Source organism: Thalassotalea piscium (assembly GCF_030295935.1).
Classification (GTDB): Bacteria; Pseudomonadota; Gammaproteobacteria; order Enterobacterales; family Alteromonadaceae; genus Thalassotalea_B; species Thalassotalea_B piscium.
On the sequence record NZ_AP027362.1, the window covers coordinates 1,482,332 to 1,499,508 of the forward strand.

The 17,177-nt window shown below is 37.8% G+C and carries 17 protein-coding genes and 1 other annotated feature; of the genes, 6 read left to right on the forward strand and 11 right to left on the reverse strand.

What is annotated here, in order from left to right; all coding sequences use genetic code 11:
* Positions 1 to 38: 38 nt before the first annotated feature.
* Both QUD79_RS06415 and QUD79_RS06420 read right to left on the reverse strand, forming a co-directional pair.
* A complete protein-coding gene (locus QUD79_RS06415; protein ID WP_246454958.1) occupies positions 39 to 542 on the reverse strand; it encodes a GNAT family N-acetyltransferase in 504 nt (167 codons plus the stop codon).
* Between the two features lie 57 nt (positions 543 to 599).
* Entirely contained in the window at positions 600 to 899 is a 300-nt protein-coding gene (locus QUD79_RS06420; RefSeq protein WP_184424455.1) for a DUF6559 family protein, read from the reverse strand.
* Positions 900 to 1,394: 495 nt separating this feature from the next.
* Here QUD79_RS06420 and QUD79_RS06425 point away from each other — a divergent pair, with 495 nt between their 5' ends.
* Positions 1,395 to 1,559 carry a hypothetical protein gene (locus QUD79_RS06425; RefSeq protein ID WP_184424454.1) on the forward strand — a complete coding sequence of 55 codons (165 nt, stop codon included), beginning with the start codon at positions 1,395 to 1,397 and terminating at the stop codon, positions 1,557 to 1,559.
* Positions 1,560 to 1,638: 79 nt separating this feature from the next.
* Here QUD79_RS06425 and hisIE read toward each other — a convergent pair whose 3' ends face one another.
* Together hisIE and hisF are read right to left on the reverse strand one after the other, a co-directional pair.
* Complete coding sequence (hisIE, locus tag QUD79_RS06430; protein ID WP_184424453.1) at positions 1,639 to 2,259, reverse strand: bifunctional phosphoribosyl-AMP cyclohydrolase/phosphoribosyl-ATP diphosphatase HisIE; 621 nt, start codon at positions 2,257 to 2,259, stop codon at positions 1,639 to 1,641.
* Positions 2,253 to 3,029, reverse strand: a complete 777-nt coding sequence (gene hisF, locus QUD79_RS06435; protein WP_184424452.1) for an imidazole glycerol phosphate synthase subunit HisF — start codon at positions 3,027 to 3,029, stop codon at positions 2,253 to 2,255. The genes hisIE and hisF overlap by 7 nt, the downstream gene beginning before the upstream one ends.
* 561 nt (positions 3,030 to 3,590) lie before the next feature.
* Here hisF and QUD79_RS06440 point away from each other — a divergent pair.
* Positions 3,591 to 5,663, forward strand: a complete 2,073-nt coding sequence (locus QUD79_RS06440) for a TonB-dependent receptor family protein (RefSeq protein ID WP_184424451.1) — start codon at positions 3,591 to 3,593, stop codon at positions 5,661 to 5,663.
* A 315-nt stretch (positions 5,664 to 5,978) separates the two neighbouring features.
* On the opposite strand, the gene hisA is transcribed toward QUD79_RS06440, so the two are convergent.
* The 6 genes from hisA to hisG form a co-directional block, all read right to left on the reverse strand.
* Positions 5,979 to 6,716 (reverse strand): 1-(5-phosphoribosyl)-5-[(5-phosphoribosylamino)methylideneamino]imidazole-4-carboxamide isomerase, encoded by a 738-nt coding sequence (hisA, locus tag QUD79_RS06445; RefSeq protein WP_184424450.1) that lies wholly within the window; start codon positions 6,714 to 6,716, stop codon positions 5,979 to 5,981.
* Positions 6,717 to 6,846: 130 nt separating this feature from the next.
* Positions 6,847 to 7,470 (reverse strand): imidazole glycerol phosphate synthase subunit HisH, encoded by a 624-nt coding sequence (gene hisH, locus QUD79_RS06450; RefSeq protein ID WP_184424460.1) that lies wholly within the window; start codon positions 7,468 to 7,470, stop codon positions 6,847 to 6,849.
* Positions 7,471 to 7,484: 14 nt separating this feature from the next.
* Positions 7,485 to 8,567 carry a bifunctional histidinol-phosphatase/imidazoleglycerol-phosphate dehydratase HisB gene (hisB, locus tag QUD79_RS06455; protein WP_184424449.1) on the reverse strand — a complete coding sequence of 361 codons (1,083 nt, stop codon included), beginning with the start codon at positions 8,565 to 8,567 and terminating at the stop codon, positions 7,485 to 7,487.
* Position 8,568: 1 nt separating this feature from the next.
* The gene (gene hisC / locus QUD79_RS06460) at positions 8,569 to 9,684 is read right to left on the reverse strand and encodes a histidinol-phosphate transaminase (protein ID WP_184424448.1); all 1,116 of its coding nucleotides are present in this window, start codon (positions 9,682 to 9,684) and stop codon (positions 8,569 to 8,571) included.
* Complete coding sequence (gene hisD, locus QUD79_RS06465; protein ID WP_184424447.1) at positions 9,684 to 11,000, reverse strand: histidinol dehydrogenase; 1,317 nt, start codon at positions 10,998 to 11,000, stop codon at positions 9,684 to 9,686. Before hisD ends, hisC begins: the two co-directional genes overlap by 1 nt.
* A gap of 13 nt (positions 11,001 to 11,013) precedes the next feature.
* Positions 11,014 to 11,913 (reverse strand): ATP phosphoribosyltransferase, encoded by a 900-nt coding sequence (gene hisG, locus QUD79_RS06470; protein WP_184424446.1) that lies wholly within the window; start codon positions 11,911 to 11,913, stop codon positions 11,014 to 11,016.
* Positions 11,914 to 12,057: 144 nt separating this feature from the next.
* Positions 12,058 to 12,194 (reverse strand) — a sequence feature (His leader region).
* 538 nt (positions 12,195 to 12,732) lie between these two features.
* Between hisG and QUD79_RS06475 the strand changes: the two genes are divergently transcribed.
* Positions 12,733 to 13,068, forward strand: coding sequence for a hypothetical protein (locus tag QUD79_RS06475; protein WP_184424445.1), 336 nt, complete (start codon positions 12,733 to 12,735; stop codon positions 13,066 to 13,068).
* A gap of 77 nt (positions 13,069 to 13,145) precedes the next feature.
* Here QUD79_RS06475 and QUD79_RS06480 read toward each other — a convergent pair whose 3' ends face one another.
* The gene (locus QUD79_RS06480) at positions 13,146 to 13,562 is read right to left on the reverse strand and encodes a hypothetical protein (RefSeq protein WP_184424444.1); all 417 of its coding nucleotides are present in this window, start codon (positions 13,560 to 13,562) and stop codon (positions 13,146 to 13,148) included.
* Positions 13,563 to 13,697: 135 nt separating this feature from the next.
* Here QUD79_RS06480 and QUD79_RS06485 point away from each other — a divergent pair, with 135 nt between their 5' ends.
* The 3 genes from QUD79_RS06485 to tsaB all read left to right on the forward strand — a co-directional run bounded on the left by QUD79_RS06485 (position 13,698) and on the right by tsaB (position 17,136).
* Entirely contained in the window at positions 13,698 to 13,880 is a 183-nt protein-coding gene (locus QUD79_RS06485) for a DUF6435 family protein (protein WP_184424443.1), read from the forward strand.
* A gap of 610 nt (positions 13,881 to 14,490) precedes the next feature.
* Positions 14,491 to 16,425 (forward strand): DNA repair helicase YoaA, encoded by a 1,935-nt coding sequence (gene yoaA / locus QUD79_RS06490; protein WP_184424442.1) that lies wholly within the window; start codon positions 14,491 to 14,493, stop codon positions 16,423 to 16,425.
* A 9-nt stretch (positions 16,426 to 16,434) separates the two neighbouring features.
* Positions 16,435 to 17,136 carry a tRNA (adenosine(37)-N6)-threonylcarbamoyltransferase complex dimerization subunit type 1 TsaB gene (tsaB, locus tag QUD79_RS06495; protein WP_184424441.1) on the forward strand — a complete coding sequence of 234 codons (702 nt, stop codon included), beginning with the start codon at positions 16,435 to 16,437 and terminating at the stop codon, positions 17,134 to 17,136.
* Positions 17,137 to 17,177: the final 41 nt, after the last annotated feature.

The following is a 17,177-nucleotide window of genomic DNA, read 5'->3' on the forward strand; positions in this document are numbered from 1 at the left end:
AAATCAATGGCTTACAATGTGTTCTGTTAAATGTTTTATTAAGTACACGCTTTGTACATTGAGATATGAGGGATACCATCTTCTAAGTACATTGCTGAGCAAGGAATAAAACCATGCTGTTGATAGAATGCACTTAAATGCTGTTGTGCTGATATTTTAATGTTTTGTCTTGGGAAGTATTGTTGACAGTAGGTTAAAGCTTTATTTATGAGTTGGTGACCGTAACCCTTTGAACGTACACTAGCTGCGGTTAATACTCTACCTATTGCTATGTGATCTGGATAACAGATGCCTTTAGCTAATATGCGTGCATACGCGACCATCTGCTTATTTTCATAGCTAAATAAATGCAGGGTATGTATGTCTCTATCTAAGTTATCTAAATCAGGGTAATAGCAAGTTTGTTCAACAACAAAAACATCAATACGAAGTTTCAAAGCATCATACAATTCATTATTGGATAGTTGATCAAATGTTTTGATTTGCCAATTTAATTGGGTCATTTGTATATCTACTTGTTTACCATTAACCCATTTTTTCATGGTATCGCGCTAAAGTGAAGTGAAAAGTAAAGGCAAGGAACTAATTACCCTACAACTTTAGTGCTGATTTAATATATGTAAAAAACCTAAATATTGTTTTTTATGCAAGTAGGCTAGCGTTTCTCTTTTGTAGTTTTCTGGACAAATTAATGGAAACTCTTTAGCAAACACTGACTTTACATCAGCGGAATTTAAAAAAAGCAAATAGGCAAGTGGCAGATAGTCTGGATTAAAGTCCTGCTGATAAACAGTAGTTCTTATTTCAGAAGGCGTATAAAAGTTTTTTACACCATAGTATTTTTCGAGAGTTGGTAACAGTTTGCTACCGTATTTTTTAATTGACCAGTACTTAAACATAAGCGTTCCTTGGCACGAAAAAAATTTCCATAATTTCTGGGAGGCGCATCATAGCGCTTTGCTTAACCTTACTCAAATAATATTTTGCTATAAGCCGACTAATTAGGGCGTGTTGGTCTTTGTTGTACATTTTTGCAGCGATTTATTTGGTGTTTATACAAGGCTGAACTTATGTAATGGGGTTGTTCCCCATAAATAAGTGAAAACGCCGTAGAAAAACCAAAGAGGCGCTGTCCTACGGATACGTTTAAACATGATTTACTTTTCGTTCTAGCTCATTTATGTAGAATACTACACTTTATTCGCTACGCCTCAATTAAATCATGTTTAATTCGTACAAAATTTGTACTCTAAAGATCAACACGCCCTAGTCATATTTGTTGTTATTAACATTGAATTCCTTTAAGTTTTCTGACTTCAGCGGTGAGATTAATGGTATTAATATTGGGTAAACTTTTATGTTAAGTGTTGAGTTTGTATATAGACAGGAAAGTAATGAAAAGGCCTGCTTGGCCTTTCATTATTATCGATGAGTTAAACCTAACTATGTACTCATTTCTACTGGCAAAAACAATCAACTTCGGCGCTATTTACTTAGTCAATATCGATACAAGGATGTCGTTTCTCTGGCCAATGCAGGAGCGTAATAGTCCTGAATAACTCTTTATGAAAATAAAGGCCTGGTATTTGGCTGTTTTCATGTGAATAAAAGTAGAACGGTTAATTAATGAAACTGGTATTATTTGTTATGTCGTTCCATCAATACTTGAGTAACTTCACTTAGTTCAATGTTTTTGTCTTGTAAAAGAACAAGTGTGTGATAAAACAAGTCAGCACATTCACCGAGTAGATCTTCTTTAGTTTCTGCTACGGCTGCAAGTGCCACTTCTACGCCTTCTTCACCTACCTTTTGTGCGATTTTAGTCGTACCACGTGAAAATAGATGTGCAGTATAGCTATCTTTTGGGTCATCATTTTTTCGACTTGCAATTACTTGTTCTAATTGGCTTAGAAAGTTTTGTTGACTTATTTTTTGCTCAGGAAAACACGACTCAGTGCCTAAGTGACAACTTGGTCCAACAGGAACGCAGCTAATTAATAGACTGTCTTTGTCGCAATCTGCTAATACTTGTTCAACATTTAAAAAATGGCCTGAAGTTTCGCCTTTAACCCATAATGCTTGTTTTGAACGACTAAAAAATGTCGCCTTACCAGTTGATAGCGTTTGCGCAAGCGACGCTTGGTTCATATACCCTTGCATTAACACCGCACCCGTTGCGTGATGTTGGATAATAGCAGGAATTAAATCAGCCATTTTATCCCATGCTAATTGCGACATATTCTCTTGATTAATTAACATAGTCTGATCTCTATTTTATTTTGAGCTAATTGTTGTTTTAATTCATTTATATCAATAACGCCTTTATGAAATACGCTAGCGGCAAGCGCGCCATCAACATCGGCTTGCTGAAATACTTCAGTAAAATGACTGATTTTACCTGCACCACCAGAGGCAATTAACGGTACGTTACATACGGCTCTTGCTTTTTTAAGTTGTATAATGTCGTAGCCTTGTCGAACGCCGTCTTGATTCATGCAGTTAAGTACAATTTCACCAGCGCCGCGTTTTTGTACTTCTTCAATCCAATCAAAAGTGTTCCATTGGGTTTGTTGAGTACGGCTTTCATCGCCAGTAAATTGATAAACTTGATAAGTGTTTAGTTCTTTGTTAAAAAAACTGTCAATACCAACAACAATACACTGCTGACCAAAGTAATCTGCTAAACGACTAATTAAAGTAGGATCAGCTAAGGCAGGTGAGTTAATACTAATTTTATCAGCACCCATCTTTAAGATTTGCTTAGCATCGTCTTCACTTTTAATACCACCAGCAACACAAAAGGGGATATCGATTACTTTTGCTATACGGCTAACCCAACTTTTATCAACTACGCGGTCATCTGAGCTTGCGGTAATATCATAAAATACTAATTCATCGGCGCCAGCTGCAGCATACTGTTGTGCAAGTGGTACAATATCGCCAATAATTTCATGGTTGCGAAATTGAACACCTTTAACTACTTTGCCGTCTCTTACGTCAAGGCAAGGAATTATGCGCTTAGCTAGCATGATTTACACCACAGTTTAAGTGATTGATTATATTTCATATTATTTGTTTTTCTTAGTTTTCTTATGTGTGTAGGATGCACTTTATTTTACTAGTGTTCAAAGAACGCTGAATATGAACTCATTATAAAAATATAAATGCATAATATGCAGTTATTTATGACTGGTAATATACAGTATTTCTAGCTCAAACTTAAGAAAAAGTGTTAATTAAATAGTTATTATATAGAACAATCTGCACTTCTTAACTTCGACATTGTTCAATAAAAATTAGCGCTTTGCTGTTATGAAAAAAATATGAAATTAAATGACAAATACTGCTGTGCGATCACCAAATTTATACGCTTTTACAATTTTTATACTTTGCATCACAACTGTAATAATTCCAACATAGTTAGCGTCAACCAACAAACCTCCTATACAACTTTATTATATTCACACTAAATCACTTTTTTTTGATTTACATCACTAGATAAGCTTAATGATATTGATTCGCATTTTGTTTTGTGTTTAAATCGCGCTAATTTTTTATAAGCCTATTTAATTTTTAAGGAATATCTCAATATGAGAACAACCAAGACTTCGCTGTCACTAGCCATTACGCTGGCCTTAGGATCTTTAAATGCAGTTGCTCAACAACAAGACATTGCTGAAGAAAACGAAAATAAAAAAATTATGCCTGCAATGGAAGTAATCAGCGTATTAGGCCATGCTAATTCGGTTATATTAGATCACACGGGCTCTGTTGTGGTTATTAATCGCCAGGAAATTGAAAAAATTCAACCACTTTCTACTGAAGATGTTTTACGTCGTATTCCTGGTGTAAATATTAAAAGCGAAGAAGAAACGTCGATTGTTGCAAACTTTGGTATACGTGGCTTATCAGCAAGTGAGTCAAAATCTCTTATGCTAGAAGATGGCGTTCCGGTAGCTCCAGGTTTATTTATTGGTAATGATCGCTATTTTAATCCTCGTATTCAACGTATAGAACAAGTTGAAGTATTAAAAGGTTCAGCCTCACTTCGTTATGGCCCGTCAACTATAGGTGGGGTGGTTAATTACCAAACAAAAACACCTGATGATGGTGTAATGCTTACTGGTCGAGTCGGTTCGTTTAATATGCAAGAGTTAAGTTTAGAAGCGGGTGGCCAAAGCCAATCTGGTGATGCTTTTGCGGGAATTGTTGCAACACATGCTTCTAGCGACGGCTTTATGGATAAAGGCTATGAAATGACAGATGTTATGGCTAAGGCTGGCGTTATTTTAAATCAAAATCAAAAGATTGGTATTAAAGTATCACGCTATGAAAATGACGCTGAGATCTCTTATCGTGGTTTGTTAATGGACGATTATTTAGCTGGTGCTGATTATAACCCAGGAGCGGATGATGTATTTTTAACAGACCGCACAGCATTTGATATTAACCATGAAGTCTCTTTCTCTGATCAAGCAACATTAAAAACGTTGGTGTATTGGAGCGAAGTAAGTCGTGATTATTGGCGCTATAATGTCGATACTGATGCCTCTAACTTAGCTGGACGATGGATTTATAAAGACACACTATCAGGTAATAATCGTTCATTTGAACGTGTAGGTATAGAAACTCGTTTACTATTAGACCATGATCTATTTGGTATGCCTGCAAATAGTGAGTTCGGTTTACGTTATATGCAAGAAGAATCAAATGATACACGTATTCGAGCAGTGCGCAGCTCTGATCGTACAGGTGTGAATGATCGTCACAGAATTGATTCAGCAGACAGTTTTGCCGCTCATGGGCAAACTCGTATTGAGTTAAGTGATCGTTTTGCTGTTACACCGGGTTTACGAGTTGAGTCATACGAGCAAAAACGTGTGATATTAACAGATGATAATAGTACCGCTAAAACTAGTAATACTGAATATTTGCCAGGTGTTGGCGTTACTTATAACTTAAACGAGTTTGCTCAGTTTTATGGTGGTGTATACCGCGCTTTTTCTCCAGCATCAAATGGTGTTGCTCTTGATGGCTTGACAGATCAAAATTTAGATGGCGAACGCTCAACTAACTATGAGTTAGGTTTACGTAGCAATCAAGGTGATTTTAGTTATGAAGTTGCAGCTTTTCTGATGGATTTTAGTAATCAGGTTGTTACTGGTAATAGCGATCCAAACTTATCACAGTCTAATGGTGGTAAAACTGAGCATGTAGGTATGGAGTTTATGCTTGGTTATAAACTAGGCGGTGGCTTTAGCATAGATAGTAACGCTACTTGGGTGCCTACCTCAGAGTTTACCAGTGGTGAAAATAAAGGGAATAGATTGCCTTACGCACCAAAAATTGTTGCTAATTTAACTTTTAATTATCAACTTGAGCATTTAAATACTGCGCTAACTGTTCATCACCGTGGTGAGCAATACGGTGATGCAAGTAACGTAGAAGAGATCCCAACAGATGCTGCAGGCGGTATTTGGGGCGGCTTAATGCCATCTTATACGTTACTAGATTTAACGGCACAATATAATTTAGCGACTAACTTGCGTTTGTTTGGCGCTGTAAAAAACTTGACAGATAAACGCTACATTACGGGGTTACGTCAAGGCATTTATGTTGGACCAGAGCGTTCATTTGAAATTGGTGTTAGTTATAAGTTTTAAGTAATACCAATCTCACTAACTATGTGATCATTTTTACTGCGTATAAAGTAGATCACTTAATTAATGAAACTGGTATAAGTGATCTCTTGGCCGGAACTTAAAGGATTAATGGCAAAGCATTGATTGTAGAGAAGGGTTATTCTCGGTAACTGTTCCTGCGTTAGCCTAACGCCCAGATACCGGTTGAGACCTTGTCAAAATCAAATAAAGCATAGTATGGGTAACCAACTATGCTTTATTTTTTATTAATAGGGGAGATCAGTTGGTAGCCTTTTCTTTGACAGCTATTTGCTTGAATCACCCTAAAAGTAGAAGTTATGGAAGTGGCCAACAATCAATAGCTTCTGCTAGAGTAAATTTACCTTCTAATAACGAACGGCCCAAAATTACCCCTGCAACACCTGTAGGAACAAGTGCTTTTATATCGTCTAAACTGCCAATACCTCCAGATGCCTGCCACTGAATTTCAGGGTAATTGCTACATAGCTCTTGATAGAGCTCAACATTGGTTCCAGTTAATGTGCCGTCTTTACTAATATCAGTACATAGCACATGTTTGATGCCCGCATGTTGATATTGTACTAGCAAATCTTCTAGATTAACGCCGCTGTCTTCTATCCAACCATGCGTTGGTAACGTTTTATTACCTTGAGCGTCAATTTTAATATCGAGTGCTAAAACAACTTTCTCACCGCCATACTTTTTTAACCATTCAATCACTACTTCAGGTTGTTTAATGGCCAGTGAACCAATTACAACGCGGTTTGCGCCAAGTGCCAGTAATTGCTTTACATCTTCTTCGCTGCGAATACCACCGCCAACTTGTATGATCATCGTTGGATGATTCACAAGGGTTTTTAATGTATCAAGCTGGCGTTTTGTGCTGTCTTTAGCACCGTCTAAATCAACAAAGTGCATCACTTTTGCGCCAGCATTTGCATACGCATTTTGTCGTTCACTTGGTGAATATTGATAGTTTGTTTTTTGTTCGTAATCACCTTGATATAAACGAACAACTTCACCATTGATCAGATCTATTGCGGGGATCATCATAAATTACCGCTCCTAATGTTATTCTTTTTCTCAATTACTACTTCAAAAGTACTCATTATATAATTATAAACTCCGTAATAGTTTATTGTTCCCACTTCAAATAGTGCTTATTTGAAACGGTTATTGAAAGTTATAAATTTAAAAAATTGTTGATTATTTTACTACCTAGTTCACTTGAGCGTTCAGGATGAAACTGACAACCGATAAAGTTATCTTTAGCAATTGCAGCTGAAAACTTTGTGCCATACTCACAACTTGCAACCGTAAACTCGCTAACTGGGGCAGCGAAGCTGTGAACAAAATAGAAGTAGTCGCCGACATCTATATTGTTAAATACTGGATGATTATTTACATTAATCAGCGTATTCCAACCCATGTGTGGTAAACGTAAGTTGTTAGCATTAAGTGCAACAATATCAGTCGGTATCAGCCCTAAGCATTCGATAGGTTGATTAGTTGCACCCTCAACTGAACTGCGCGCCATCAGCTGCATACCTAAACAAAAGCCTAATACCGGTTGAGTAAGTTGTTGTAACGTTTCAACTAAGCCTTTGGAACGAATGTTTTCCATGGCATGACGGGCACTACCCACACCGGGTAAAATGACTTTGTCAGCGGCTTTTATTAACTCAATGTCGTCAGTAACAATCACGTTAAAACCTAAGCGTTCAACAGCAAATTGCACCGATGATAAATTAGCGCACCCGGTATCGACAATTACATTCTTTGCTTTATCGTTTTTCTCATTAGGCATTTCTTGGTAAATCACTATAGCGTTCCTTTTGTACTAGGAAGTACATTGCCATTTACCGTAAGTGCTTGGCGAAGCGCGCGACCAAATACTTTAAAAAGGCTTTCGACTTGGTGATGGCAATTACCTTCGGTGGTTGATAAATGTATGGTTATTGCCATAGAGTCAGCTAAAGAGCGGAAAAAATGCGATACCATTTGTGTAGACATTGTGCCCACTCTATTATCAGTGAACTTAGCGTCAAACTCTAACCATGGGCGGCCTGATAAATCGATTGCACATTCCGCACGGCATTCATCCATTGGCAGTACAAAACCAAAACGGCCAATACCACGCTTATCGCCCAGTGCTTGTTTTAATGCTTGTCCAAGTGCAAGGGCGGTATCTTCAACGCTGTGATGTTCGTCAATATGATAATCTCCATCGACATTAACACTTAAGCTAAACCCGCCGTGAGTGGCTATTTGTTCAAGCATGTGGTCAAAAAAACCTAAACCTGTTTTGATAGTAACAGGGCTAATGCTATCTAAGTTAACTGCCACATTAATATCCGTTTCTTTTGTTGTTCGTACTACGTTTGCTTTACGCGGCGATGTTAATAATTGGGATGCGATCTCATTCCAGTTATTGCTTTCTCGACTATATAAAATACCTTTAATGCCCATATTTTCGGCTAATTGAACATCTGTTTCACGGTCGCCAATAACATAAGAATTAGCAAAATTTACTTTTCCTTGCTGTAGGTAGTCGCTGACTAAACCTAGCTTAGGCTTACGGCAACTACAATTTTCATGCTCAAAATGCGGGCATAATAAAACATCATCAAACATAACGCCTTGAGATGTGAATAAATCCATCATTTTATTATGCGGTAAATCAAAGTCTGCTTGCGGATAACTAGTAGTACCTAAACCATCTTGGTTTGATACCATTACTAAGCGGTAACCTTTGCTTTGTAGTGAAAGCAGTACAGGTAGCACATTAGGCTCGAATACTAGTTTTTCTAGGTTATCAACTTGTTTGTCGCTAACAGGCTCTTCAATTAAGGTCCCGTCTCTGTCGATAAATAATATGTTTTGATTTTTGGTATTAGTGGCCATGTTACTTCTCTGCTGCTGAGGTTGTAGTGTTAGCTGTAATGCTAGGTAATAAATTGATAAGTGTTTGCTTTAACAGTGACATTTCTCGTTCACTACCAATACTGATGCGCAAACAATTGCTAAGTTGTAGTTGCTTAGATTGATCTCGTATCAAAATGCCTTGCTGGCTAAGTGTATTAAACACTAGATCCTTATCTTCACAGGCAAATAGCACAAAGTTAGCATCGCTCGCATAAACCTTAGTGCACCATGGTTGCTCGTCTAACCACTCAATTAACTGCTTGCGCAGTATGCACGTTTCTTGTACTCGAATACGCATTTGAGCAATACCATCGTCAGTTAATATAGAACTGGCAATTTCAGCGATGGGCGAAGGGACAGGGTAAGGTGCGATAACTTTACTTAACATGCTGATAATGTCGCTACTTGCTAAGGTAAATCCACAACGCAAACCGGCTAAAGCAAAGGCTTTAGATAAGGTTCTTAATACAACTAAATTACTGTACTGGTTTATCCAACTAACAGCTGTTTGCTCAGGCGAAAATTCTATGTAGGCTTCATCAACCACCACAATGGCTGTATCAGCAAACATTTTGATGGCAGCCTTAATTTGCTCTGCAGGTAATAAATTACCTGTAGGGTTGCCGGGTGAGCATAAAAATACCACTTTTACTTTGCCCACTTGAGCTTGCAAAGCTTCTAAGTTTAATTGGCAATCAATTAAAGGAGCTTTGATAATGCCTGCGCCGTGATTTTCAGCGCTGATCGCATACATACCGTAGGTCGGGGGGCAAATTAATATACTGTCTTGATAGGCTTTACAAAAAGTACGAATGAGTAATTCTATGCCTTCATCAGCGCCACGTGTTGCTAAAATTTGTGACCTTGGTAGCCCACAATATTGTGCATATGCGTTAAGTAAGCTATCCGGCTGAAAGTCAGGGTAACGGTTAATGCAATCACTGTTTACTTGATAAATACCTGGACCAGATGCCTCATTCGCATTTAACCAAACTTTTGAATTAAACGACCCATTACCTGCCTGCAACCGTCTTGCAGATTGATAAGGCACCATTTCTACTAGCTCTTTGCGCGCTAGCTTGTTGGCAATACTCATTATTTTTTCTCCATGTTTAGCGTATCTAAACGAATAGTAACGGCTCGTTTATGTGCATCTAGCCCTTCAGCATCAGTTAATTCTTTTATGCATGGGGCAAGTGCAATTAATCCTTCAGGGGTAATTTCTTGCACAGTAAATCGTCTTGAAAAGTCAGCTAAAGACAAACTACTGATCACTTTAGAGTAACCGTAAGTCGGTAATACGTGGTTGGTGCCACTTGCATAGTCGCCAGCTGACTCAGGGGTGTAAGCCCCAACAAAAATAGAACCTGCATTGCGTAAGTTAGCTAATAAAGCTTGAGCATTGTCGGTTTGAATTATTAGGTGCTCTGGGCCATATTCGTTCGATATAGTGACAGCCTGACTAAGATCTTTACATAAAATTAAACGACTTAACTTTAGTGCTTCCTCGGCTATCTCTCGACGAGACAATAAGGCGAGTTGTATTGTTAATTCGGCTTGTACTTTAGTTAATAAAGCATGGCTGTTTGAGAGCAAAATAACTTGGCTATCAGGGCCGTGTTCAGCTTGTGAGAGCAAGTCGGCAGCAACAAAAGCTGCATTGGCATTGTTATCAGCAATTACCAGTACTTCCGATGGGCCTGCAGGCATATCAATAGCGAAACCAGCTACCTGTTGCGCGAGTTGTTTTTTAGCTTCAGTAACATATTTATTGCCAGGGCCAAAAATTTTATTCACTGGTTTTATTGTTTCGGTGCCAAAAGCTAACGCGGCACAAGCTTGCGCACCACCAACAGTATAAATTTCGTCAATTTCACAGAGCTGTGCTGCCACAATAATTTCATTGGCTATATTGCCTTGTGTGTCTGGTGGGCAAACTAAAACTGTGCGTTTACAACCCGCTAATTGTGACGGAACGCCTAACATTAATACTGTCGAAGGTAGTGGTGCACTGCCAGCGGGAATATACAAACCAACACTTTCTATTGCTTCAGTTTTTAAAGAGCAACGAACACCAGGTGTTGTTTCTACGGTTATGTCTTCGGCTACTTGTGCTTGATGAAAGCGCTTTATTTGGCTGTAGGCTGTTTCAATCGCCGCTAACCGTTCACTAGATAATGCTTTTTTCGCGTTCTTTATCGTATTTTCGGGCACTGTTAGGGTTGGTAGCTTTATACCATCAAATTGCTCAGTTAATTCAAATAATGCTTTATCACCATCTGCTTTTACTTTATTTAAAATATTAGCTACTTGGTGGGACAATAATGCGCTTTGTGCAATGGCAGGACGCGATAATACATCTTGCTTTGCTTGTGCATTTAGCGCTTGCCAATTAATAATTTCTTTAATCATGATCTATTCCGCATTAACTCATCATTTTTTCAATTGGCATAACTAAAATTGAGTTACAACCAAGCGCATTCAATTCTTCCATGGTTTCCCAGAAAAAGGTCTCAGTAGCAACAACATGTACGGCTACTAAATCGTCTCGACCAGCTAAAGGTAAAATAGTAGGTGTTTCTTTCCCTGGCATTAATGCACTTACCTCACTAATTTTATCTTTAGGGGCATGGAGCATTATGTACTTGCTTTCTTTGGCCTTCATTACACCTTGAATGCGTGGCAGTAGTGTGTCTAGTATTTTTTGTTTGGGTGCAGACAGCGGAGATGCTGTTTGAATTAAAGAAGCTTTTGAATGAAAAATTTCTTCTACTTCAACTAGACCATTAGCTTCTAATGTTGCGCCAGTAGAAACGAGATCACAAATACCATCGGCTAACCCCACTCGCGGGGCAACTTCGACCGAACCATTTAATAGACAAAATTCAACGTTTATGCCTTTATCACGAGCAAAGCGGTTTAGCAGTTGTGGATAGGTGGTGGCAAAACGTAAGCCATCCAAACTTTTTACACCTTGGTAATTAAAGCCTTCTGGCATTGCAATAGACAGTCTACAATCGCCAAAATTTAATCCTGTGGTACGAATATATGAAGACTTATTTCCCATACGTTCACGCTCAAGCGCTGTTTCTTCTAAGGTATTATCACCAACAATTCCAAGATCACAAACACCATCCATTACAAGCCCAGGAATATCAGAGCTGCGAACGCGCATAATATCGATTGGCATATTTGTAACATGTGCAAGTAAACGACGATCGCTAACGTTTAACTTTAATCCACAGCGTTTAAGTAATGCCTGTGTGTCGTCGCTTAATCTTCCTGATTTTTGCATTGCTATGCGTAGTCGAGTTTCTGTTGTCATTTTATAATTCCTAATCTATTGAATTTGTTGGTAATATCAATCTGTATAAGAAAGTGAATATTTCTTCAAACAGAGTGCTATAAAGTAATTTTTGTAAGTGTTTTTGGTATTACTTCCTGTATATACAATTTATCCGCCCCAAAAATGCGAAAACCCCCGAAAGAGTGGGACTCTTTCGGGGGTTTAGAAAACTGATATACTTTAATTCTAGTGCCGCTGAAAGGTCCATAGCCCTTCAGCGAATATACCTGAGTGGCTAATCCGTGTGATGGTGATGATGATGGATAGTAGTCAGGTTTAAAATCATTATGTTCTCTTTTAATTAACTGTTTATTTGGTAATTGATAAAGCAATGAAACTGCTTAATTTCACTGCAATAGCCTAATTGCTAAATACACTACTGTGAAATACGCTTCAGGGCAAGTGTTTTATGTGCTAACGTTATCAGTAATTGTTATATGTGGTTGATAAAACTTATATAGCTTCAGTTAGATTTAAGCGCTTTTACCCAATGATACAATTATAGTAATGCTATTTAGGCATCTATCTGCATTTTTTTTGACGACCCAAAGCAAGGTATTGGCTGTTAAACACGCTTTAATAAGCTCATAATTTTGTTACTAGGTGATATCTAAGATATGAAGTGATTAATAATAGTTAAATCTGACCATTATTTTTACGCTAAGTCATTTTATGTTTCGATAATCAGAATGAGAAGACAAAGAAATAAATTGATATAAGCTTTATGAAAAGCATCAACCTGCCGATAACCTAAGAAAGGTAGTTAAGCTTAGTATAATTATATGTAAGGGATACCCAGTGGATATTTTTACAACGGCGCTTACTAAAGTTGTGCCTGTGACTATTAAACCAGAGTCACTTAAAGTAAAAGCGTTATTTAAAGAGCAGGGCACAAAGGAGTTAAACGATGATGAAAATAAGTTAGAGCATCACGAGAGATATCACTCGTCGGCAAAAAATAAAGAAGAAAAAAGTTCATCTAAAAATAATAAAGAACACCCAGAAGAGAAAGACTTTGAAGAGGGCATTAAAGCGTCTGAAGATGTTATTACAAATAGAGATGAAATTATACACCCGAAAGACCATCAAGATAAAGACGAAGAAGACAGCCCTCATTTAGATATATTTGTTTAGCATACCTTTGTGTTGCTAAGTAGTACTGATAAATTTTTCAACTTTCTTCACTATATTTTATTACGCCGCTTTTAACACTATTTATAACGAGTCGCTCGAGTGATAAAGAAAATGGCGAACACAATAAGCACAAAATACCTTGGGACTATTGTACCGAATGTATATACCCAATTTTGAGGCGGCTCCATTAAGGAAAAAAAATAGATGCTTAAAGCAAAATATGGCAGCAATAGGGCAATATACGGAAAATAGCTTTTGCTCACATTTAAATGATTAATCAACAAAGCAAATACACAATAAATAATAATTAAAGGGAGGCCTATTGTAATCAGGTCGATCATTGCAAAAGTGAATATTGGGTAGTCTTTAACAAAAGGTGTCAAAATTTCAGCAGGAATTGCTATAGCAGCGCCAATACCAGCAATATAAACAGCGAAATATGCGTACAAGAGTCCTAGAAAAACACTTAATACTGTAATTTTTACTCGATCCATAAGTTATTACCTGTGAAATCCTTGTTCTAATAAGAGAAAAATAAATTAGCAATAATCTCTACTTTTTACATAGTTTTAAACTAAAGTCCACTTTAATACGTACTACATTAAACCATTCATTTAAAAATGAAACTAATGTTTTCAATATTTAAAAAAACTAACCCAATAAAGAAACTAAATAGTGCTTACGAAGCTAAACTTGAGCAAGCTATGCATGCGCAAAGAAATGGCGATATTAAATCTTATGCAATGATCACTGTTGAAGCTGAGTCGATAGCAAATAAGATAAAAGAACTTGAAAGCGCAGACAAACAATAAACCCAAGTCTGATATGCCATTTCTTTATGCTAAATGACATTAAGTAGGTAGGTGCGTAAATTCTTGCTGCGGATTTTAATGGTTTAAGAGCATACATTAGGGCGTGTTGAACTTTTGAGTACAAATTTTGTAAGAATTAAGCATAATTTAATTGAGGCGTAGCGAGTAAAGTGTAGTTATTTACATAAATGAGCTAGACAGCTTCCGCGTCCTGCTCACGCTAAGTACCTACTTCCATGTAGGCACAGCTTCCGCGTCCTGCTCACGCTAAGTACCTACTTCCATGTAGGCAACAAAAAGTAAATCATGTTTAAACGTATCCGTAGGACAGCGCCTCTTTGGTATTTCTACGGCGTTTTCACTTATTTATGGGGAGCAACCTCATTACATAAGCTCAGCCTTGCATAAACATCAAATAAATCGCTGCAAAAAATGTACAACAAAGATCAACACGCCCTAGTATTTTATTATGTTTATCGTATTTTGAGCACAACGTTATTGCTCAAAGATATTTTGAACTCGTCTTTTATCGCTCGCTATGTTTCACTAACTCGCATATTACAACAGCTTAGGTATATAATAACGCCAAAATTTTCTCGTTACCGATCCAATGACCCCAGTAGAGCACGCATTTTCCCTTTCCGGTATTTTAGCTAACGTATTAACTGCCTATTCACCTAGACAGGCTCAAATTGATATGGCACTTGAGGTTGAGCGTGTTATCAATAACAAAACAAGCTTAATTGTAGAAGCGGGTACAGGTACAGGTAAAACTTTTGCATATTTGATCCCCTCGCTGCTATCGGAAAAAAAAGTAATAGTGTCAACTGGTACTAAAAATCTCCAAGAGCAACTTTTTTATAAAGACATTCCTCTTATACGAAAAGCGTTAGCAACTAATGCCCAAATTGCATTATTAAAAGGGCGAGCCAATTATTTATGCTTATACCGTTTAGATCTTTATGCTAGAGAAAAAGGTCAACTTGATGCACAAATGCTAGCTGATTTTGTCAATATTCGTACCTGGGCTAATAGTACTTCCACTGGGGATATTGGCGAGTTAGAGAATGTTGCGGAAGATTCAACGATTTTCCCTTATGTTACTAGTACGTTAGATAACTGTTTAGCCAAAGAATGCCCAAACATTGAAGATTGTTATTTAATTAAAGCGCGTAAAAATGCTATTGAAGCCGATGTTGTTGTGGTTAACCACCATTTATTTTTTGCTGATATGGCACTTAAAGATACTGGTTTTGGTGAGTTGATACCTAAAGCAGATGTGGTAATATTTGACGAAGCTCATCAAATCCCTGATATTGCTAGTGAATATTTTGGTGAAGCATTTTCAACTCGTCAAATTTTAGATTTATGCAGCGACGTGTTGCAGCAATACCACACAGAATTAACTGACGTTAAACAATTATCTAAGGCAGCTGAAAAGCTTCAACGCACGGCACAAGAGTTTCGCCTATTATTTGGGCGTGATCCTGAGCGAGGTAATTGGCGTGATAAAATTAATCAGGCTCGCTTCGCACAAGTTTTTGCTGTATTAAAAGTGGATATCGACTTCTTATATCAGGTGTTAAAGCTTTGTATTTCTCGCAATGAAGCAATTGATAATTGTTTCGAACGAGCGGTTAATATTTTAGCTAAGTATGATCTGATGGCTAATGTTGAAACCGATGGTATTAGTTTTTGGTACGAAACAACACGGCGGCATGTGGTGTTACATATAACGCCATTAACAGTGGCTGATAAATTTAGTGAGTATATAAAGCAGTCTAATGCTGGTTGGGTTTTTACCTCTGCAACACTTGCGGTTAATGGAGGTTTTAATCACTTTTCTGAACAGCTTGGCCTTCATTCTGCTACCACGCAGTTACTTGATAGTCCTTTTGATTACTTAAATCAGTCGCAATTAATTGTGCCTCGATATCTACCTGATGCAAATCATGTTGGTCGAGCTCAAGCATTGGCTGATTTAGCTATCCCCCTGATTAATGCTAGTAAAGGCGGTTGTTTTTTATTATTTACCAGTTATCGGATGCTCAATTTAGTCGCTGAAATATTATCTGAACAAACCGACACACCTTTATTAGTTCAAGGGCAAATGAGCAAACGACTATTGCTTGCTGAGTTTATTGCAAACGAAGACGCAGTGTTATTAGCAACGGCTAGTTTTTGGGAAGGAGTTGATGTGCGTGGTGATAAACTCACCTGTGTTATTATTGATAAATTACCGTTTGCATCGCCTGATGAACCAATGCTACAAGCAAGAAGTGAAGACGTTAGGCGGCAAGGTAAAGACCCCTTTAGCGAAATACAACTACCACAAGCTGTTATTGCACTTAAGCAAGGAGTTGGTCGTTTAATTCGTGATGTAACCGACCAAGGTGTTCTGGTAATATGTGACGATAGATTAGTAAACCGTCCTTACGGACAAGTTTTTTTAAAAAGCTTACCTGATATGAAGCGCAGTAGAAACATTGCTCAAGCAAGTGAATTTCTGAATGCGTTACATCAAAAAAGCAAACCACACTTATAGAGAAAGCATTTGAACTATTTGGCAATAGATGCGTCAACTGAAGCATGTTCAGTGGCATTAAACTTTAACGGCAATATTTATCATCAATTTGAGTTGTGTCCTCAATCACACTCTACTGTGTTGTTGCCAATGATCGACAGTATATTAACTAAAGCAGGGTGTACCTTAGCCGAACTCGATGGCTTGATTTTTGGCCGAGGACCAGGCAGTTTTACCGGAGTGCGCATTGGCATTGGTGTAGTGCAAGGTTTGGCTTTTTCAGCCCAATTAAACGTGGTTGGCGTGTCTACCTTAAGAGCGATGGCGCAGCAAGCTTATGAGCAGTTTCAACAAACAAATGTAATTGCTGCAATAGATGCTCGAATGTCAGAGGTTTATACCGGCTACTTTTCTGTTAATGCTCAAGGGATTATGGAAGAAAAAATTCCAGAAGCAGTATTGCCGCCGATAAAAGTGGTAGAACATTATTCTAGTGCTGAAGTTACGTTAGCCGCGCCTGTTTATGGTGTAGGAACTGGCTGGGACGCATATCAAGAATTGTCAGTGTATAAAACTAATGCGGGCAGTCCTGAAATTCTTTATCCTGATGCACGATCAATGTTAACTATAGGCATGGAAGATTTTAAAAATGGCTTAGCTGTTTCTGCTGAATTTGCACAGCCTGTTTATGTACGAGATACAGTCTCTTGGAAAAAATTACCAGGGCGTTAAATAGGTGGTTAAGTTAAACAACCAAGCAGTGGTTGAAGTAG

Coding starts and splice junctions, on each gene's coding strand:
- QUD79_RS06415 (WP_246454958.1), bottom strand. CDS start 542: ATGAAAAAATGGGTTAATGGTAAACAAGTAGATATACAAATGACCCAA.
- QUD79_RS06420 (WP_184424455.1), bottom strand. CDS start 899: ATGTTTAAGTACTGGTCAATTAAAAAATACGGTAGCAAACTGTTACCA.
- QUD79_RS06425 (WP_184424454.1), top strand. CDS start 1,395: ATGAAAAGGCCTGCTTGGCCTTTCATTATTATCGATGAGTTAAACCTA.
- hisIE (WP_184424453.1), bottom strand. CDS start 2,259: ATGTTAATTAATCAAGAGAATATGTCGCAATTAGCATGGGATAAAATG.
- hisF (WP_184424452.1), bottom strand. CDS start 3,029: ATGCTAGCTAAGCGCATAATTCCTTGCCTTGACGTAAGAGACGGCAAA.
- QUD79_RS06440 (WP_184424451.1), top strand. CDS start 3,591: ATGAGAACAACCAAGACTTCGCTGTCACTAGCCATTACGCTGGCCTTA.
- hisA (WP_184424450.1), bottom strand. CDS start 6,716: ATGATGATCCCCGCAATAGATCTGATCAATGGTGAAGTTGTTCGTTTA.
- hisH (WP_184424460.1), bottom strand. CDS start 7,470: ATGCCTAATGAGAAAAACGATAAAGCAAAGAATGTAATTGTCGATACC.
- hisB (WP_184424449.1), bottom strand. CDS start 8,567: ATGGCCACTAATACCAAAAATCAAAACATATTATTTATCGACAGAGAC.
- hisC (WP_184424448.1), bottom strand. CDS start 9,684: ATGAGTATTGCCAACAAGCTAGCGCGCAAAGAGCTAGTAGAAATGGTG.
- hisD (WP_184424447.1), bottom strand. CDS start 11,000: ATGATTAAAGAAATTATTAATTGGCAAGCGCTAAATGCACAAGCAAAG.
- hisG (WP_184424446.1), bottom strand. CDS start 11,913: ATGACAACAGAAACTCGACTACGCATAGCAATGCAAAAATCAGGAAGA.
- QUD79_RS06480 (WP_184424444.1), bottom strand. CDS start 13,562: ATGGATCGAGTAAAAATTACAGTATTAAGTGTTTTTCTAGGACTCTTG.
- QUD79_RS06485 (WP_184424443.1), top strand. CDS start 13,698: ATGTTTTCAATATTTAAAAAAACTAACCCAATAAAGAAACTAAATAGT.
- yoaA (WP_184424442.1), top strand. CDS start 14,491: ATGACCCCAGTAGAGCACGCATTTTCCCTTTCCGGTATTTTAGCTAAC.